The 17,370-nt window shown below is 32.9% G+C and carries 15 protein-coding genes; all 15 read left to right on the top strand.

All coding sequences use genetic code 11. The features are described from left to right. Positions 1–13 precede the first annotated feature (13 nt). The 15 genes from recJ (at position 14) to rsmH (ending at position 17,369) form a co-directional block, all read left to right on the top strand. Entirely contained in the window at positions 14–1,804 is a 1,791-nt protein-coding gene (recJ, locus tag M9426_RS08295) for a single-stranded-DNA-specific exonuclease RecJ (protein WP_250341947.1), read from the top strand. Next, complete coding sequence (locus M9426_RS08300) at positions 1,788–3,935, top strand: RelA/SpoT family protein (protein WP_250341948.1); 2,148 nt, start codon at positions 1,788–1,790, stop codon at positions 3,933–3,935. The genes recJ and M9426_RS08300 overlap by 17 nt, the downstream gene beginning before the upstream one ends. Positions 3,936–3,939: 4 nt before the next feature. Continuing rightward, positions 3,940–4,389 carry a D-aminoacyl-tRNA deacylase gene (gene dtd / locus M9426_RS08305; RefSeq protein WP_005956763.1) on the top strand — a complete coding sequence of 150 codons (450 nt, stop codon included), beginning with the start codon at positions 3,940–3,942 and terminating at the stop codon, positions 4,387–4,389. 8 nt (positions 4,390–4,397) lie between these two features. Continuing rightward, positions 4,398–5,024 (top strand): MBL fold metallo-hydrolase, encoded by a 627-nt coding sequence (locus M9426_RS08310; RefSeq protein WP_250341949.1) that lies wholly within the window; start codon positions 4,398–4,400, stop codon positions 5,022–5,024. Then, positions 5,021–6,349 (top strand): coproporphyrinogen dehydrogenase HemZ, encoded by a 1,329-nt coding sequence (gene hemZ / locus M9426_RS08315; protein WP_250341950.1) that lies wholly within the window; start codon positions 5,021–5,023, stop codon positions 6,347–6,349. Before M9426_RS08310 ends, hemZ begins: the two co-directional genes overlap by 4 nt. 2 nt (positions 6,350–6,351) lie before the next feature. Beyond that, the gene (locus M9426_RS08320; RefSeq protein ID WP_250341951.1) at positions 6,352–7,887 is read left to right on the top strand and encodes a Mur ligase family protein; all 1,536 of its coding nucleotides are present in this window, start codon (positions 6,352–6,354) and stop codon (positions 7,885–7,887) included. Between the two features lie 145 nt (positions 7,888–8,032). Further along, positions 8,033–9,808, top strand: coding sequence for an aspartate--tRNA ligase (gene aspS / locus M9426_RS08325; protein ID WP_250341952.1), 1,776 nt, complete (start codon positions 8,033–8,035; stop codon positions 9,806–9,808). A gap of 14 nt (positions 9,809–9,822) precedes the next feature. Further along, positions 9,823–10,245 carry a SoxR reducing system RseC family protein gene (locus tag M9426_RS08330; RefSeq protein WP_250341953.1) on the top strand — a complete coding sequence of 141 codons (423 nt, stop codon included), beginning with the start codon at positions 9,823–9,825 and terminating at the stop codon, positions 10,243–10,245. 7 nt (positions 10,246–10,252) lie between these two features. Continuing rightward, the gene (locus M9426_RS08335) at positions 10,253–11,071 is read left to right on the top strand and encodes a hypothetical protein (RefSeq protein ID WP_250341954.1); all 819 of its coding nucleotides are present in this window, start codon (positions 10,253–10,255) and stop codon (positions 11,069–11,071) included. After that, complete coding sequence (locus M9426_RS08340) at positions 11,064–12,026, top strand: hypothetical protein (protein WP_250341955.1); 963 nt, start codon at positions 11,064–11,066, stop codon at positions 12,024–12,026. Before M9426_RS08335 ends, M9426_RS08340 begins: the two co-directional genes overlap by 8 nt. A gap of 20 nt (positions 12,027–12,046) precedes the next feature. After that, on the top strand, positions 12,047–13,198 hold the full coding sequence (locus M9426_RS08345; protein WP_250341956.1) for a TraB/GumN family protein: 1,152 nt from the start codon (positions 12,047–12,049) through the stop codon (positions 13,196–13,198). Positions 13,199–13,402: 204 nt separating this feature from the next. Beyond that, positions 13,403–14,074: a response regulator transcription factor gene (locus M9426_RS08350; RefSeq protein WP_005956870.1), complete on the top strand. Its 672-nt coding sequence runs from the start codon at positions 13,403–13,405 to the stop codon at positions 14,072–14,074. Then, positions 14,058–15,494: an ATP-binding protein gene (locus tag M9426_RS08355; RefSeq protein WP_250341957.1), complete on the top strand. Its 1,437-nt coding sequence runs from the start codon at positions 14,058–14,060 to the stop codon at positions 15,492–15,494. The genes M9426_RS08350 and M9426_RS08355 overlap by 17 nt, the downstream gene beginning before the upstream one ends. Positions 15,495–16,002: 508 nt before the next feature. Then, the gene (mraZ, locus tag M9426_RS08360; protein ID WP_005956849.1) at positions 16,003–16,431 is read left to right on the top strand and encodes a division/cell wall cluster transcriptional repressor MraZ; all 429 of its coding nucleotides are present in this window, start codon (positions 16,003–16,005) and stop codon (positions 16,429–16,431) included. Beyond that, positions 16,431–17,369, top strand: coding sequence for a 16S rRNA (cytosine(1402)-N(4))-methyltransferase RsmH (gene rsmH, locus M9426_RS08365; protein WP_195443055.1), 939 nt, complete (start codon positions 16,431–16,433; stop codon positions 17,367–17,369). Before mraZ ends, rsmH begins: the two co-directional genes overlap by 1 nt. The last annotated feature ends 1 nt before the right edge of the window (position 17,370 follow it).

Genomic DNA, 17,370 nt, shown 5'->3' on the forward strand with positions numbered 1-17,370 from the left:
AAGTGGTGATTAAATGGAAAGATGGTTTATAAAAAACAAAAGTGATCCTGGAATCGACTATAAAAAATTAGGGATAAACAATGTCATATATAAAATTTTACTCAATAGGGAAATAAATACTGAAGAAGACATTCGAGAGTTTTTAGAGCCAAGTCTTTCAAATTTAAATTCGCCTATTTTGTTAAAGGACATGGTCAAGGCTTCAAATATAATTTTAAGTCACTTGGCTAAGAAAAATAAAATTAGAATTATTGGAGACTATGATGTTGACGGTGTAACATCAACTTATATCTTGTATGAAGGCTTAAGGACTATTGGTGGAGATGTCTCTTATGACATACCTCATAGAGTTAAAGATGGCTATGGAATCAACAAAAATTTAATTGACAAGGCTAATGAAGATGGTGTCAAGTGCATTATAACTTGTGACAATGGAATAGCTGCAAGAGATGCAGTTGATTATGCCATGTCTTTAGATATTGATGTAGTTGTAACTGACCATCATGAGGTGCCGAAAATTATTAAAGATGGAAATGAAGTTGAGATTATACCAGAGGCAAGTGCAGTTATAGATCCAAAACAGGATGCTTGCTCTTATCCCTTTAAGGAAATTTGCGGAGGGGTAGTTGCCTTTAAACTCATAGAGTATCTTTTTTTGATCAAGGGAGTAGACAAGGAAGAGTTTTATGAAAAATTCTTGCCCTATGCTGCCATAGCTACTGTATGTGATGTAATGCCACTTACAAATGAAAATAGGGTTATAGTTTCTGAGGGAATTAAGATCTTAAGGAAAAGCAAAGATTTGGGCCTTAATGCCTTAATAGAGGCAGCCGATATAAAAAAAGATGATATTGATGTTTACCATCTTGGTTTTATCCTTGGACCAACTATTAATTCCAGTGGAAGGCTTGAATCTGCTAAAGAAGCCCTAGAATTATTTTTGGAAAAGGACTATTCTATTGCTCTTGAAAAAGCCAAAGAATTAAGAGACCTAAATTATGAAAGACAAAAGCTAACTAGTGATGCCTTTGAAGTAATAGATGAGAAGATACAGAAAGAAGGATTGCTAGATAAGCATAAGGTCCTAATAGTTTATGAGGAAGGCTTAAATGAATCCATTCTTGGTATTGTTGCTGGAAAAATCAAAGAAAAGTATTACAGGCCAAGCGTAGTTCTAAGTGATTCCAAGGACTTAATTAAGGGATCTGGAAGAAGTATTGAAGAATATAATATGTTCCAAGAATTTTCTAAATCTAAGGAATACCTGAGGAGCTTTGGTGGTCACAAGATGGCCTGCGGACTAGCTCTTCCCCTAGAAAATCTAGATGACTTTATTAGGGATGTAGACCAAAAAGAGAGCTTAACAAGGCACGACTTAATAAGAAAGATTTATATTGATGGAAATTTAGAGCTCAAATACATTAGCATGAAGCTTGTCCAGGACATAGAGGCTCTGGCTCCCTTTGGAAATGGAAACTCTGCGCCGAAGTTTGGTGCTAAAAACTTACAGATAAAGTCACTTAATATCTTGGGTAAAAATAAAAACTTTTTAAAGATGACTTTATCCCAAGATAATATAAATTACACAGGAATATTATTTGAAGATTCAAAAGTATTTTTAAATAAGCTTGCTAGTTCCTATGGCAGGGAAGAAGTTATGGGTCTTTTAAATGGAAGACCTTCAAATATATTTATAGATATAGTTTTTAATCTTGACTTAAATAAATTTAATGGAAATGTTACTATTCAGCTAAAGATAAAAAGCTATAGAATCACAGGTGAGAAGAATGTTATTAATAGATGAATTAATTGAAAAAGTAAAATCCTATAATGAAAATGCTGATATAGACATGATTAAACGTGCCTATAAGATGGCTGATGAACACCACAGGGGACAAAAGAGAAACTCTGGTGAAGACTATATTATTCACCCCCTTAATGTCAGCTTGATTTTGGCAGATATGAATATGGATACAGCAACTATAGTTGCTGGTCTTCTTCATGATGTAGTTGAAGATACAGATGTAACTCTTGAAGATGTTAAAAATGAATTTGGTCAAGAAATTGCTGACCTAGTTGACGGCGTTACAAAGTTAAAACAATTAAATTATAAAAACAAGGAAGAAAAACAAGCCGAAAATATAAGAAAAATGGTTCTTGCCATGGCCAAGGACATTAGGGTTATTATTGTTAAATTAGCTGATAGGCTTCACAATATGAGAACTCTTGAGTACATGACTGATGCCAAGAAGATTGAAAAGGCAACAGAAACTGTTGAAATCTATGCACCAATAGCTGATAGGCTTGGTATGAGCAGGATTAAGTGGGAACTTGAAGACCTTTCACTTAGGTATCTTGATGAAGAAGGCTACTATGAATTAGTAGACATGGTCAACAAGAGAAGGAATGAAAGAGAAGATTTAATCAACCACATAATAGGGCTTCTTGAAGAAAACCTAAAAAATGTTGGAATTGAATGTGAAATTAAGGGAAGACCAAAGAACTTCTACTCAATTTATAATAAGATGAAGAAGAAGGGCAAGGTCTTTGATGAAATTTATGACCTTTCTGCAGTTAGAATATTAACGCATTCCGTAAAGGATTGTTATGGTGCCCTAGGTGTTGTTCATACACTTTTCAAACCAATACCAGGTAGGTTTAAGGACTATATAGCTATGCCTAAGCCTAATAAGTATCAATCTCTTCACACAACTGTTATAGACAATAATGGAGAGACTTTTGAAGTTCAAATTAGGACTTATGAAATGCATCAAACTGCTGAATATGGTATCGCTGCCCACTGGAAATACAAGGCTGGAGTATCTAAAGAAACAGCTTTTGATGAAAACTTAACTTGGCTTAGACAATTACTTGAATGGCAAAAAGACTTAAATGATCCAGGCGACTTCATGGATACCCTAAAGATTGACTTCTTCGCTGATGAAGTATTTGTCTTCACTCCAAGGGGAGATGTTATAAACTTACCTGAAGGGTCAACTCCAATTGACTTTGCCTACAGAATTCACTCCCAAGTTGGTAACACATGTGTAGGTGCTAAGGTCAATGGAAGGATTGTACCACTTAATTACACCCTACAAAGTGGTAATATTGTTGATGTTATTACAAATCCAAACACAAGCCCATCTCTTGATTGGTTAAAAATTGTTAAGAGTCCTCAAGCTCGTAAAAAAATCTTGCAATATTTCAAGGTTAAAGATAAGGAAAAGAATATTGAAAGAGGACGAGATGCTATTGAAAGAGAAGTTAAGAAACTTGGCTACGAAACTCACAAAATCTTGCGTGATGATTGGCTAGAAGAAGTAAAAGAAAAATTAAATATGCTTAGTCTTGATGAAATGTATGCAGCAGTTGGCTTTGGAACTATAACTACTGCCCAAGTAACTGCAAAATTACAAGATATTTATAATAAGCATTACAAAAAAGACGACAAAGGCATTGAAGAAATTGTTGAATCTAAGAGGAGATACAATAACCAAGGAATTGAAGTCAAGGGTGTTGACGGTGTAAATGTTAGAATTGCAAAATGTTGTACACCAGTCCCTGGAGATGAAATTGTTGGTTATATAACTATTGGAAGAGGAATTTCAGTTCACAGAAAGGACTGTAAAAATCTACAAAACAATGTTGATCCAGAAAGACTTGTTGAAGTTAAATGGGAAAATTCAAATTCAACAAGCTACAGTGCTTCTATTGAAATCAGGGCCTTTGACAAGCCAAATGTTATTGCTGATATTGCAAGTAGGGTAAATGAATCTAAACTTAGCATGTCCTATTTAAATGCAAAAGTTGTAAAAAATGGCGACGCTGTTATAGATATTACAGTTGAAATAACTGACAGTGAAGAACTTGAAAGACTAATGGAAAAACTTAAGAGGATAAACAATGTCCTTGAAGTTTACAGAATAAAGGCGTGATAAAATGCGTGGAGTAGTTCAAAGAGTAAAAAGAGCAAGTGTATCTGTTGATGGCAAAGTGATTTCTAAAATCGACAAGGGGATTATGCTTTTACTCGGCATAGAAGCTAATGACGACGAAAAAGATTTAGAATATATTATAAAAAAAGTAAGCAAATTGAGAATTTTTGATGACGAAGAAGGGGTTATGAATAAGTCTCTTCTTGATTATGGTCTTGAAATTTTAGTTGTAAGTCAATTCACCCTCTATGGGGATGCCAGAAAGGGCAACAGACCATCCTACATTAGGTCGGCAAAGTTTGATGATGGAATAATTCTTTATGAAAAATTCATTGAAGAGATGAAAAATTTAGGAATTAAGGTTTCTGTTGGCGAATATGGTGCAGATATGGATGTTGAACTTATTAATGATGGACCGGTTACTATTTTATTGGATTCAAGCAAGGAATTTTAGGTGAAATAATGGAATATAAAATTATGAAGTTAGTTGTTGGAGAGTTACAAGAAAATTGCTTTATACTTTTTGATGAAAACAAGGATGCTTTTGTAGTTGATCCAGGTGGATCAAGTGAAAATATAATTGAAGCTATTGATAAGAACTCACTAAATATCAAATATATTTTGCTAACTCATGGTCACTTTGATCACGTAGGGGCAGTTGCTGCTCTAGTGAAAAAATACAAGGCGCCAGTTTACATGTCAAAAGATGACAGGGCCTTCTTAGAGAGTCCAAAGGAAGTCAGAGCTTCTGCCTTTGGTATGCAAATTGAAGCAGCTGATGTAGATGTCTTTGTAAAAGAGGGGGATGAAATTCCTTTCTCAGAAGGAACTATAAAAGTTATTGAAACGCCAGGCCATACTCTTGGATCAGTTTGCTACTTATTTGAAAATTATTTATTTGCAGGAGACACTCTTTTTAATGGATCCATAGGAAGGACTGACTTTCCAGAGTCAAACCATTCACTTATGATTGAATCATTAAAAAAATTAAAAAAACTTGACGATGAGATTTATGTCCTATCAGGTCACGGTCCTGAGTCACAAATATCCTATGAGAAAATGACAAATCCTTATCTTAGACAATTATGATTAATATAGAAAACGAAAGCGAAGGCTTAAAGAAATCAATTTTCGAATTTTTTAGGATGAAGCTTCCTAAAAATTATGAAGATTTAAACTTTGACATCAAAATAAAAATTGAAGACCAAAATGTTTTTATTAGCATCTTTGGAGACAAGATAAAGGTTAGTGAAAGGCTTAGGCTTAGGGATGAAAAAGCTCACTTCGCTATTAAGAGATATTTATTTGACTTGTTTTCTAAGGGTGAAAATTTTGATCCAAGCTTTGGAATCCTAACTGGAGTGAGGCCCTTAAAACTTATCTCAAAAGTTTTTGAGGGCTCTTCCTATGATGAGTCCCTTAAAATTTTATGGGACAAGTATAGGATTGGAAATGAGGAGGCAGATTTTTTATATAAAATTTATAAAAATCAAGAAGATCTAAGGCTTAATTCCAATTTAAAAAATTATAATGTCTATGTGCACATACCCTTTTGCCCATCAAGGTGCCTTTATTGTTCCTTTGACACGACAATAGAGAACAAGGGGAAAATGGATTTATACACAAAAAATTTAACCTACGATATAAATTCCTATGAGCTTGAATTTTCTAAAGAGCCTAATTCAATTTATATAGGAGGGGGAACTCCCACATCAATTGGCTTGGACAACTTGGAAAAAATTATTGATTCACTGATTAAAAAGTTTGGCCACACAAGAGAGTTTACTGTTGAATGCGGAAGAATTGATAGCTTGAGCCTTGAAATTTTAAAAATGTTAAAAGACAAGGGAGTTAATAGGATTTCTCTAAATCCACAGACTTTCAATGAAGAGGTAATTAACAAATTAAATAGGGTTTCAAATAAAGATTTTTGTTTTTGGTTTGATAAGGCAAGAGAGTTTGGTTTTGAAACTATAAATATGGATTTAATCATGGGACTTCCTGGAGAAGATAAGGCTAGTATTCTTGATTCTATAAAAAAAGCAATAGACTTTTCTCCAGAAAATATTACGCTGCACACTCTAGCCTTAAAGAATGGATCAAAACTTTTTGAAAATTCCTACCACAATGATGAAGACTTTGGAAATCTTTTGGAAGAATCGAAGAAACTTTTAATAGAAAATAATTATGAACCCTATTATCTTTATAGGCAGAAAAAATCTGTAATTTCATCAGAGAATATTGGATATGCAAAGAAGGGTCATGCTTCAGTTTATAATATTGTTATGATGGAAGAACTTGAAAACATTATTGGCTTTGGCCTAGGCGCAAGCACAAAGATTTTAAATGAAAAGGGAAAGTTTGAGAGAAATTTAAATTCTAAAAACCTTGAAGACTTTCTAAGGAGAAGATAAGCTTGAAATTAGAAAAAATTTTAAATAATTTAGATATTATTGATGCAAATTTTGAAATTGATAAAGAAATAGAAATAAAAAATATCGCCTTTCACACAGACGATGTAGTTGAGGGCGGTATTTTTGTTGCCATAAAAGGATACGTCACAGATGGCCACAAGTTTATAAAGAAAGCAAGAGAACTTGGAGCAGAAATTGCTGTAGTCGAAGACTACTCTGAGGAAGATATTAAACAAATAAGAGTTGAAAATTCAAGAATTGCCCTTGCAGACATGGCAAGAAATTTCTATGAAGATCCTTCAAAAGATATGAATGTAATAGGGATTACTGCAACTAATGGCAAGACAACTACTGCCTTTATGGTAAATTCTATTTTAGAAGAAGATAAAAGAAATACAGGGATTATTGGAACTGTGTTAACAAGATATGCTGATGTAATGATTCCATCTGTACTTACAACACCAGAGTCCTTAACTCTTCAATCCTATTTCAGGGATATGAAGGACAAGGGAGTAACTGATGTGACTATGGAAGTCTCTTCATCTGCTCAAGAATTATATAGAAATAAAAACATTGATTTTGATATTGTAACTTTTAATAATCTTGGCAGAGAACATATTGATCAACATGGAAGTTTTGAAAATTATTTTAGATTTAAATCTAGACTTATTAGACACGCAAAAGAAGATGCCCTTGCAATATTAAATGCAGACGATGAAAAAATTTACTCACTAAAGGATAAGACAAGGGCAAAGGTTCTTAGCTTCTCTTTAGAAAACAATGACGCTGACTTTGGAATTCAAAATCTTGACCTTTCAACTGGTAAGGGAAAATTTACTTTTAAGATAAATAGGGACATAAAAATTAAAGATTTTATTTTAGAAAAATCTGAATTTGAAATCGAACTTGGTTCAGTTGGTTATTCATCTGTAATGAATTCTCTTGTTGCCATAATAATAGGTCTCTGTCTTAAAATTGATACAGAAACTATAAAGAGAGCTCTAAAAAATTTTAAGGGAGTAGAGAGAAGATTTGAATTAATATTTGATGAAGAATTTAAAATTTTAGATGACCACTTCGCCAATGAAAAAAATATTGACGCAACTATGGAAACCTTAAAGGAAATGGATTATAAAAATCTTAATATTCTCTATGCAATTAGGGGCAAGAGAGGGGTTGAAGTAAATCGTGAAATTACAGAAAGATTAGTTAAGTGGATAAAAGTTTTAAATCCAAAATCCCTTACTGCAACCTTATCAAGAGATACTGTCAAGGAAAAGGACAGGGTAACTGATGAAGAACTAAAAGTTTTTAAAGATATTTTAGAAAAGAATAAGATTGCTTGCAAAGTATATGACACACTCGAAGAGTCAATTAACGATGCTATTGACTTACTTGATCAAGATGATGTATTACTCCTTGCTGGTTGCCAAGGCATGGATAAGGGAGCAGGCTTTGTAAAGGAAAAACTTTTGAGAGAAAACAAGGTGAAAGATATCCAAGGATTTTCTCACAGAATCGACAAGAGAATCTGTTAAAGTTGAATTTTGACAGGCCTTGTTTTATAATTAAAATAGATTTTTATGGATTAAAAACAATATAAATGGCTAATCGATTATAAAAAATGTTAACGAATAAGCTCCAAACCATTTGAGGCTTGGAGTTTAATTTTTAGGAGGAAATATGGCTGAAAAAATGGGAAATCTCAAGAGAACAAATTATTGTAATGAGATTTCAGAAGATATGATTTCAAAAGAAGTTGTCCTAATGGGTTGGGTGGCAAAGCAAAGGTCATTGGGATCCATAGTTTTTGTTGACTTAAGAGATAGAAGTGGAATTGCACAAATTGTTTTTGACGATACTTCATCAGAAGAGCTTTTAGAAAAGGCATCACACCTTCGTGGAGAATTTGTAATTGCTGTCAAGGGTGCAGTTCGTATGAGATCTTCAATCAATGAAGAATTAGAAACTGGTAGGGTTGAAGTCCTAGCTAGTGAACTTAAAATTTTAAATGAGTCTGAAGTTCCACCAATTTATGTCAAGGACAATGACAATGTTGCTGAAAACATGAGACTTAAGTACAGGACTCTTGATTTAAGAAAACCAAGTATGCAAAGAAATCTTATGATTCGTTCAAAGATTTATAAGATTACTCGTGACTTCTTCTATGATAATGGATTTATAGAAGTTGAAACTCCTATGTTAACTAAGCCAACTCCTGAAGGAGCGAGAGACTACTTAGTCCCAAGTAGGGTTAACCCTGGCGAGTTCTATGCTCTTCCTCAATCACCACAGTTAATGAAGCAATTATTAATGGTTGCAGGAATGGATAGATACATTCAAATCACTAAGTGCTTTAGAGATGAAGATTTAAGAGCAAATAGACAACCTGAGTTTACTCAAATTGATATGGAACTTAGCTTCGTTGACGAAGAAGATGTAATGGGAATAAATGAAAGATTCCTTCAAAAATTGTTTAAAGAAGTAATTAACAAAGACATTGAACTTCCTATTAAGAGGATGAAATACTCTGAAGCCATGGATAGGTTTGGGGTAGATAAGCCAGACCTTAGATTTGGTATGGAATTAAAAGATATTTCTGAAATAGTAAAAACTTGCGGCTTCAAGGTATTTGAAGGAAATACAGAAAAAGGCAAGAGTGTTAGAGGTATCAAAGTTGATGGCGGAAGTGAATTCTATTCCAAGAAGCAAGTTAAAAAACTAGAATCCTTTGTAAAAGACTATAAGGCAATGGGACTTTCTTGGATAAGAGTTGATGAAGAAATTGATTCGCCAATTGCTAAATTTATTTCAGAAGAAACAATGCAAGAAATTATTTCTGCTTTTGAAGCAAAAAAAGGCGATTTAATTTTAATTCTTGCTGATAAAAATTCTGTTGTATTTAGTGGTCTAGGTAACCTTCGTAACAAAATTGCAAGGGACATGGACTTAATTGACGAAGATGACTATAAACTTGTTTGGATTACAGAATTCCCTCTATTTGAATATGATGAAGAGGAAGGAAGATATGTTGCTATGCACCATCCTTTCACAAGTCCACTTGATGAAGACGTGGATAAATTAGTAAGTGACAAGGAAAATGCAAGAGCAAAGGCTTATGACATTGTTATAAATGGTGACGAAATGGGTGGAGGAAGTATTAGGATCAACGACCCAGAAGTCCAAGAAAAAATGTTTGAAGCACTGGGCTTATCAGAAGAAGAAGCTAAGAAAAAATTTGGTTTCCTTCTTGAAGCCTTTAAGTATGGAGCTCCACCACATGGAGGACTTGCTTATGGTTTAGACAGACTTGTAATGTTATTTACAGGAGCTAAGAGTATCAGGGACGTAATAGCCTTCCCTAAAACTCAAGCTGCAACTTGTCTATTAACAGGTGCGCCAACAGAACTTACAGAAAAACAATTAGAAGAAGTCCACATTAAGGTAATTGAAGATTAAGAATAGGTGATTTTATGGAAAGTATTGGCATTGTAAGAGCTCAAAAGAACAACAAAATATTTGTGGAATTTACTAGAGAAAGTGCCTGCGGAGAATCTTGCGAGTCTTGTAATGCAAAGTGCGCTGAATCTGAACAAGAGCTCTTTGAGTTTAACAATACAATTTCTGCAAAAGTTGGAGATGTAGTCAAGATAAAAACCAATGACAAGTCAGTGCTTTCCTACAAATTTTTAGTTTATGGCTTGCCACTAGTCCTATTTATGTCGGCAATTTCTTTATCTTATTATGTTTTTAATAAGATGGGACTTGCTAACAAGGACTTAATGTCTCTCATAGCAGGGGTTTTATCCTTTATTATTTCCTTTATTATACTTAGGAGTATTGATAAAAATTTTGGAAAGACAAGTGGAGCCAGCATTCTTATTGAAAAAATGTAGGTGAAAGATGAGTAGTAAAAACTGGCACAAGGTTCTCTATATTTTTTCTCTTTGCATCCTAGTCTTGTCTGTATTATTTTTTGTATATTCTGTTGCAAACAAAAAGTTTTCAACAAGGCTGATTTCTGAAAACAGGGCTTTGGCTCAAGAGATAAAGTCTTTGGAAGATAAGTCTAAGACTTTTGACAAAGAAATAGATGACTTGGACATTGAATTTAATTTAAAGTCTCAAGAATTTTATGAAAAATATGGATACCAATTTGAAGCCAATAAATCTGAGGAAATTAAAAAAATAAAAGCAGATTATGAAGAAAAGAACAAGGCCATCAAATCTGAAGTTAGAGAAAGACTAAGAGCTTATGGTGCATTTTTTAATTCAAATATTTATGAAAAAGAAAATTACGATAGGATTGTGGATGACTTCTTAAGTATAAGTAGAGAAGAAAATCTTGAAAAGCACAAGAATATTTATAAGGACCTAGAAATTGAGAGCCTTTTTAAAGACCTAGATGGATTTGCTTCTTATTTGATAAAAGAAAATAAACCATCTAAGGAACTAAATTTATTTGTATTCTATGCATCAATATATTCTTCAAGTATTTATAACTTTATAAAGGATGACAAGGTGCCTTTCTCTGAAATATACGTCGATCTTAACAATTTATTGGATATCTACAAAGAAATGGAAGAGAAATCCTTTAAGACTGGTGACCTATCATCAGAAAAATTAGTATATTTAAAAAACTTCTTAGATGAAAAAGTTTCTGAATACTATAAAAATTATGGAATTATAAGGGCCTTGGAAAAGAGTGATAAAAATGAATGAAAATAAAAAAACTTTTTTGTCTTTTCTCTTTATAATTCTAAGTCTTATACTTTCTTATCTTGGTTTTTCCAACTTAAGATACATGGAGTCTTCTTACTTTAACTTAACAAGAGAAAATTCTTCTCTCTTAGAAAAGAAAAATAAGACAGAGGAAAAAATAAAAAATCTCAGCCAAGATATAAACTTAAAAAACTCAAAGCTTGATGTAATATCAAGTGAAATTGAAAAGTTTGATGTTTTACAAAACAAGTCTACAGAGATAGAAGACCTCAATAGGGAATTGGGAGATTCTTTAATTCCCTTTGAAGAGAATAGAGAATTAAAATTTTTTGAAATTTCAAAAGAAAAAGTAAATTCTTTTACACCTCTTAGAGGCAATTTTATTGACAAGGATTTGCTTAGGGAGGATATGGAAGACAACTTAAGACTTCTTACATTTTTTATAGACTCCCACTATGCTTATGACTTGAACAGGTCCATAGGAAAGCACAACATCAAGGGATTTGAAAATCTTGGTCTTGTAGAATACTTATTAAAGGGAGACAATTATTTGCTTAAGTCCATTCTTTTAAATGATTCCTCTAAAATATCTAGGTTAAAGGATGAAAAAGAGGAAATTTTAGAAAAAGAAGATAATCTTTTAGAAGTTTATGAGAATATTTATGGATTAAATAAGAATTCTAAAAATAAAAATCTAAAAGACCTTAAGGTTGTTAAAGACACAGAAAAAGAAGACAATGAAGAAGACATCTTAAATGCTCTTTGTCTTGATATTTTAAACTCTTCAATTAATTATCTAAAGGGTTATGAGATAAAAAATGAAGATGGTCTTAATAAGTTTAAATCAAAGGACAAGATATTTATGACAGAGAAGATAGAAGGCAAGAAGCTGATTACAAATTATTATAGGGGTGTAGATGAAAAAACCTACACCATTAGTGAAGAAAAAGAATAAAACTTCTACGTAGGAGAAAAATGAAGGATCAATTAATTAGAATAGATTACCAAGGAAAGGAAATTATTTTAATACCAACAGCTCACGTTTCACAAGAAAGTGTTAATTTGGTTAGGGAAACTATAAAAGAAGAGAATCCTGACTCAATATGTATTGAGCTTGACGACCAAAGGTATAAAAATTTAAAAAATCCTGAGGCTTGGAAGAACACAAATATTATTGATATTATAAAGGAGAAGAAGGTTACCCTTTTAATAGCAAACCTAATTCTTTCATCATATCAAAAAAATATTGCAAAAAAACTAAAAACAAAACCTGGTCAAGAGATGATGGAAGGTATTAAGGCTTCTGAAGAGATGGGAATCAACTTAGTCCTAGCTGACAGAAGTATTCAAACAACTTTCATGAGGATTTGGAGAAAAATGGGATTTTTTGAAAAAATAAAATTATTTTTCTCTTTAATGTCCATTGATGACGACGAAGATGTGTCTGAGGAAGATCTTCAGAGATTAATCGAAAGAGATAATCTTGAACTTGCTATTGAAGATATGGGTAAGGACTATCCTCAAATTGCCGCAACACTTTTGCACGAGAGGGATAAGTTCCTTGCTTATAACATTAAGAATGCACCAGGCAAAAAAGTTGTCGCTATTCTTGGAGCAGCCCACACGCCAGGTGTTGAAGAAGAAGTCTTCAAGGACCAAGATATTGAAGAGCTTAATAAGATTCCACCTAAATCCTTAATTGGGAAGCTCTTGCCTTGGATAATACCGGCCCTAATTGTAATCTTAATAGTCTTAGGCTTTAAGCAAAGTATGAATACGGGCTTATCTCAAATTAAATCCTGGTTTATATTTAATTCAGTCTTAGCTGCTGTCTTTACAGCTTTATGTCTTCCACATCCACTAAGTGTATTAACTGCTTTCGTGGCAGCACCTTTTACTTCGATCAATCCAGTCCTTGCTTGTGGATGGTTTGCAGGTTTAGTTGAAGCAAGTTTAAAGAAGCCAACAGTTGAAGACGTAAATAATATTCCTGATGACATATTTAATCTTAAGTCATGGATTCACAATAAGTTTTTGAAAGCCCTCTTAGTAGTAATACTTGCTAACTTAGGTTCATCAATTGGAACAATTATTGCAGGGTCAAAGATTATTCAAAGTATAATTTAATAAATTATTTTAGTCTGTAAGAAATTCTTACAGGCTTTTTTTATTTTGCTTAGATTGCAATTTTAATCAAAGGAAAAGATTCTAACAAAAAACTTATCTTATTGATATAATAAAATTAAATGTAAAGAGAATTTATAAGAAGAGGCTTAACAAAGCTTTCATCAAAAATTCACAAATTCTTATTATAATTAAGTTGGTGATTAAATGTTTAAAATTTTAGTAGTAGATGATGAAAAAAGCATTAGAGAAGTTATAAGAACCTACGCAGAGTTTGAAGGCCACGAAGTTGTTGAAGCTGTCGATGGTCTTGACGCTATTGATAAGGTAAAAGAAGAAGACTTCGATGTAATTGTAATGGATATTATGATGCCAAGGCTTGATGGTTTTTCATCCTACAAGGAAATAAAGAAAATAAAAAATATTCCCGTCTTAATGCTGTCGGCAAGAAGTGAGGAATATGACAAATTATTTGGGTTTGAAATTGGAATAGATGATTATGTTACTAAACCCTTCTCTCCAAAGGAACTCATGGCTAGACTCAATGTAATTGTAAATCGTAACAACAAGGTTGAAGAAAATAAGACTATGGAGTTTGAAGGACTTAAAATTGACTTAGATGGTCGTGTTGTATTTGTTGACGATGAAATGATTGACCTAACTCCTAAGGAATATGACCTCTTAGTCTACATGGTGAAAAATAAAAATATTGCTCTTTCTCGTGATAAGCTCCTAAACCAAGTTTGGGGTTATGATTTCTACGGGGAAGACAGGACAGTAGACACACACATAAAGATGCTTAGAAATTCTATTAAAGAGTACAGAAAATTTATTATTACAGTAAGAGGAGTGGGATATAAGTTTGATACGAGAAATTAAAGAAGTGAGGAGGATAAAAATAGACAAAAACAGCATTCTCTTTAAGCTGTGGAAGTACTTTGTCTTTTTCGCTGGACTGATCTTAATTTCTATTTGGCTCTTTCAAACAGTTTTCCTTTCAAGTTTTTACGAAACTATGAAAATTCGTGAAGTTACAAAGGTTGGTAATGAACTTAGGAGTGAATACAAGTCACAAGATTTTGAAACTAAACTTTCAAACTATGCAAATACTAAGGGACTTGAGATAAAGGTTTTGGATCAAAATGGAGCTTGGGTCTTTCCTCTAAGATTATTCGATGAATTTGTAGAGAGACCAAGGATGATTTGGGATAATTTCGATAAGTTTTTTGGATCCTTAAGTAGGGACAACAGGACTTATAAAATCTATACAGTTAGGTATGAAAACCTAAAGGACCCTTCCATTATTTATGCAGGTTATCTTGGTAAAACTGATGGAGAAGACTATTATCTCTATATCAACTCAGTTTTAAAGCCCGTAGATGCAACTGTTGATGTAATTAGAAGAATACTTATAATAATTTCCTTCTTGTCACTTATATTTGCATCTATCACTGCCTACTTTGTTTCTAAGAGACTTTCAAGACCTCTTGTTAGGATGTCAAACACTGCCAAAGAGCTTGCTAAGGGGGACTACAAGGTTACTTTTAGGAAGGGAGAGTACACTGAAATAGATGATCTATCCAACACTCTTAACTATGCAAAGAATGAACTCACAAAGACAATTGAAATGAGGAAGGACCTTGTCGCCAATGTAAGTCATGACTTGAAGACTCCGCTGACAGTTATAAAATCTTATGGAGAGATGATTAGGGATATATCTGGTCCCAATGAAGTTTTGCGAAATAAGCACTTGGAAACCATTATTAGCGAAGCTGATAAGTTGACAGATCTTGTAAATGATCTTTTAGATCTCTCAAAGATGGAGTCCAACTTAGAAGAAATTAAGAAGGAAGAGTATGACCTTAAAGATTCTGTGGAGGAAGTCTTAGATAGGTTTAAAATAAATAAAGATTTTACAGCATACAAGTTTGACATTGAAGCCTCTGGTGATACAAGAATTTTTGCAGACAAGTCTAAGATAAACCGAGTAATTTATAATTTGGTCAACAATGCCATTAATTATTCGCCAGTTAACAAGGAAATAAAATTAATAATCAAGGGTGATGAAAAAGAAACTGAATTCCACTGTATAGACAAGGGAATAGGAATAAGTGAAAAGGATATAAGGGGAATTTGGGACAGATTTTATAGGGTTCGTGACAACCACACTAGACCTGAGATTGGAACTGGTCTGGGACTTTATATTGTCAAGACAATAATGGATCTTCATGGTTTTGACTACGGAGTTAACTCAAAGCTAGGTCAGGGTTCCGATTTCTACTTTATAGGAAAGAAATAAAATAATAAGAGATTAAATCGACTAGAGATAGTCGATTTTTTTTGTGGAAAAATATATTTGCTTATTGAAAAATTATTGAGCTTATGACAATCAACGAAGTTATAGAAATTTATTAACTCGTGAAGATTAAATAATTTGTAATAATTTATTGAGTCGTGATGATCAAGGAAGTCATAGGAGTTTATAGGCTTGTGAGAATTTAAGAAGTCGTAAAAATTTATTAACTTGTAAAAATTAAATAGCTTATAAAAATTTATTAATTAACAATTAAAGACAAACTAAAAAGAATTATAATTTTTTATTTTATAGACCAAAGCCCCTATCCCAGAAATAAAAATTGTATTTTATGAAAATATTTTTTATTCAGAGTAAAATTTTAGGGCCTATAGTCCTATTTTTTGAAAACTAATTAAAACACTAGAAAATAGGGACTTTGTGTAGTAAAATTAACTTAGGTGGAGCAAAGTGGAGTAAAAAATAGTTAAAATGGAATAAAGTGGAGAATTTTATGTTAATAGGTGAATTTAGACACAACCTCGATCCTAAGGGAAGAGTTACAATTCCATCAAAGTTTAGAGAAGACCTTTCATCTTTTGTAATGACGAAGGGTTTAGACGACTGCCTATTTTTATATCCAAGCGACCAGTGGGAGAAAATTGAAAACAAGTTAAAGGAACTCCCAATGACTAACAAGGCTGTAAGGTCTTTTGTGAGAACATTTTTCTCTGGAGCAGTGGACTGCGAATTAGATAAGCAGGGAAGAGTCCTAATTGGTGAACACCTAAGAGAATATGCAGACTTAATTGACAAGTGCGTAATCATAGGACTTTCAAACAGGGCAGAAATTTGGTCAGAGGAAAATTGGAATAAGTACAATGAAGAAGAAGCTCTATCCTATGAAGAGCTTGCTGAAAAAATGTCGGAGTTGGGAATATAATGGAATTTGCACACAAAAGTGTTCTTTTAGATGAAACAATTGAAGGATTAAACATAAGAGAAGGAAAAATCTATCTGGACGGAACTCTTGGTGGAGCAGGTCACAGCCGTGAAATCTTAAAAAAACTAAAGGGATCTGGACTTTTAATTGGAATAGATCAAGATATAGAAGCCCTTGAAGTTGCAAAAGAAAGACTTTCCGACTATAAAAATGTAGAATTTTTTAACTTAAATTATATAAATTTTGAAAAAGCTCTTGATGAGCTTGGAATTGATAAAATCGACGGTGTCCTCCTTGATATTGGAGTTTCATCCTATCAATTTGACAATCCTGAGAGAGGGTTTTCATATAGGTTTGATGCACCACTTGATATGAGGATGGATCAAGAACTTGATATATCAGCAAGAGACATTGTAAATACTTATAGTGAAAGTGAAATTACAAGAATCATAAAAGAATATGGGGAAGAAAAGTGGGCAGCAAGAATTGCCAAGTTCATTGTAGGTGAGAGAAAAAAGAAAAACATAGAGACAACTTTTGAACTTGTTGAAATTATAAAAAATGCTATTCCAGCTTCTGCAAGAAGAAATGGACCTCATCCAGCAAAGAGAACTTTTCAAGCCTTGAGAATTGAAGTTAATAGGGAACTTGATGTTCTTGAGGACTCAATTGAGAGATTTGTCCATAGACTTAACCCAGGTGGGAGGATTGCAATAATAACTTTTCACTCCTTAGAAGACAGGATAGTGAAAAATGCCTTTAAATACCTAGAAAAGGATTGTATTTGTCCTCCATCGTCTCCAATTTGTACATGTGACAAGAAAAAAGAAATAAAAATTTTAACTAGAAAGCCAATAACTGCAAGTGAAGAAGAATTAAAAGAAAATAATAGATCTCACTCAGCGAAACTAAGAATTGCCGAAAAATTAGAGGTGTAAA

This window comes from Peptoniphilus genitalis, from assembly GCF_023614525.1.
Taxonomy (GTDB): domain Bacteria; phylum Bacillota; class Clostridia; order Tissierellales; family Peptoniphilaceae; genus Peptoniphilus_A; species Peptoniphilus_A genitalis.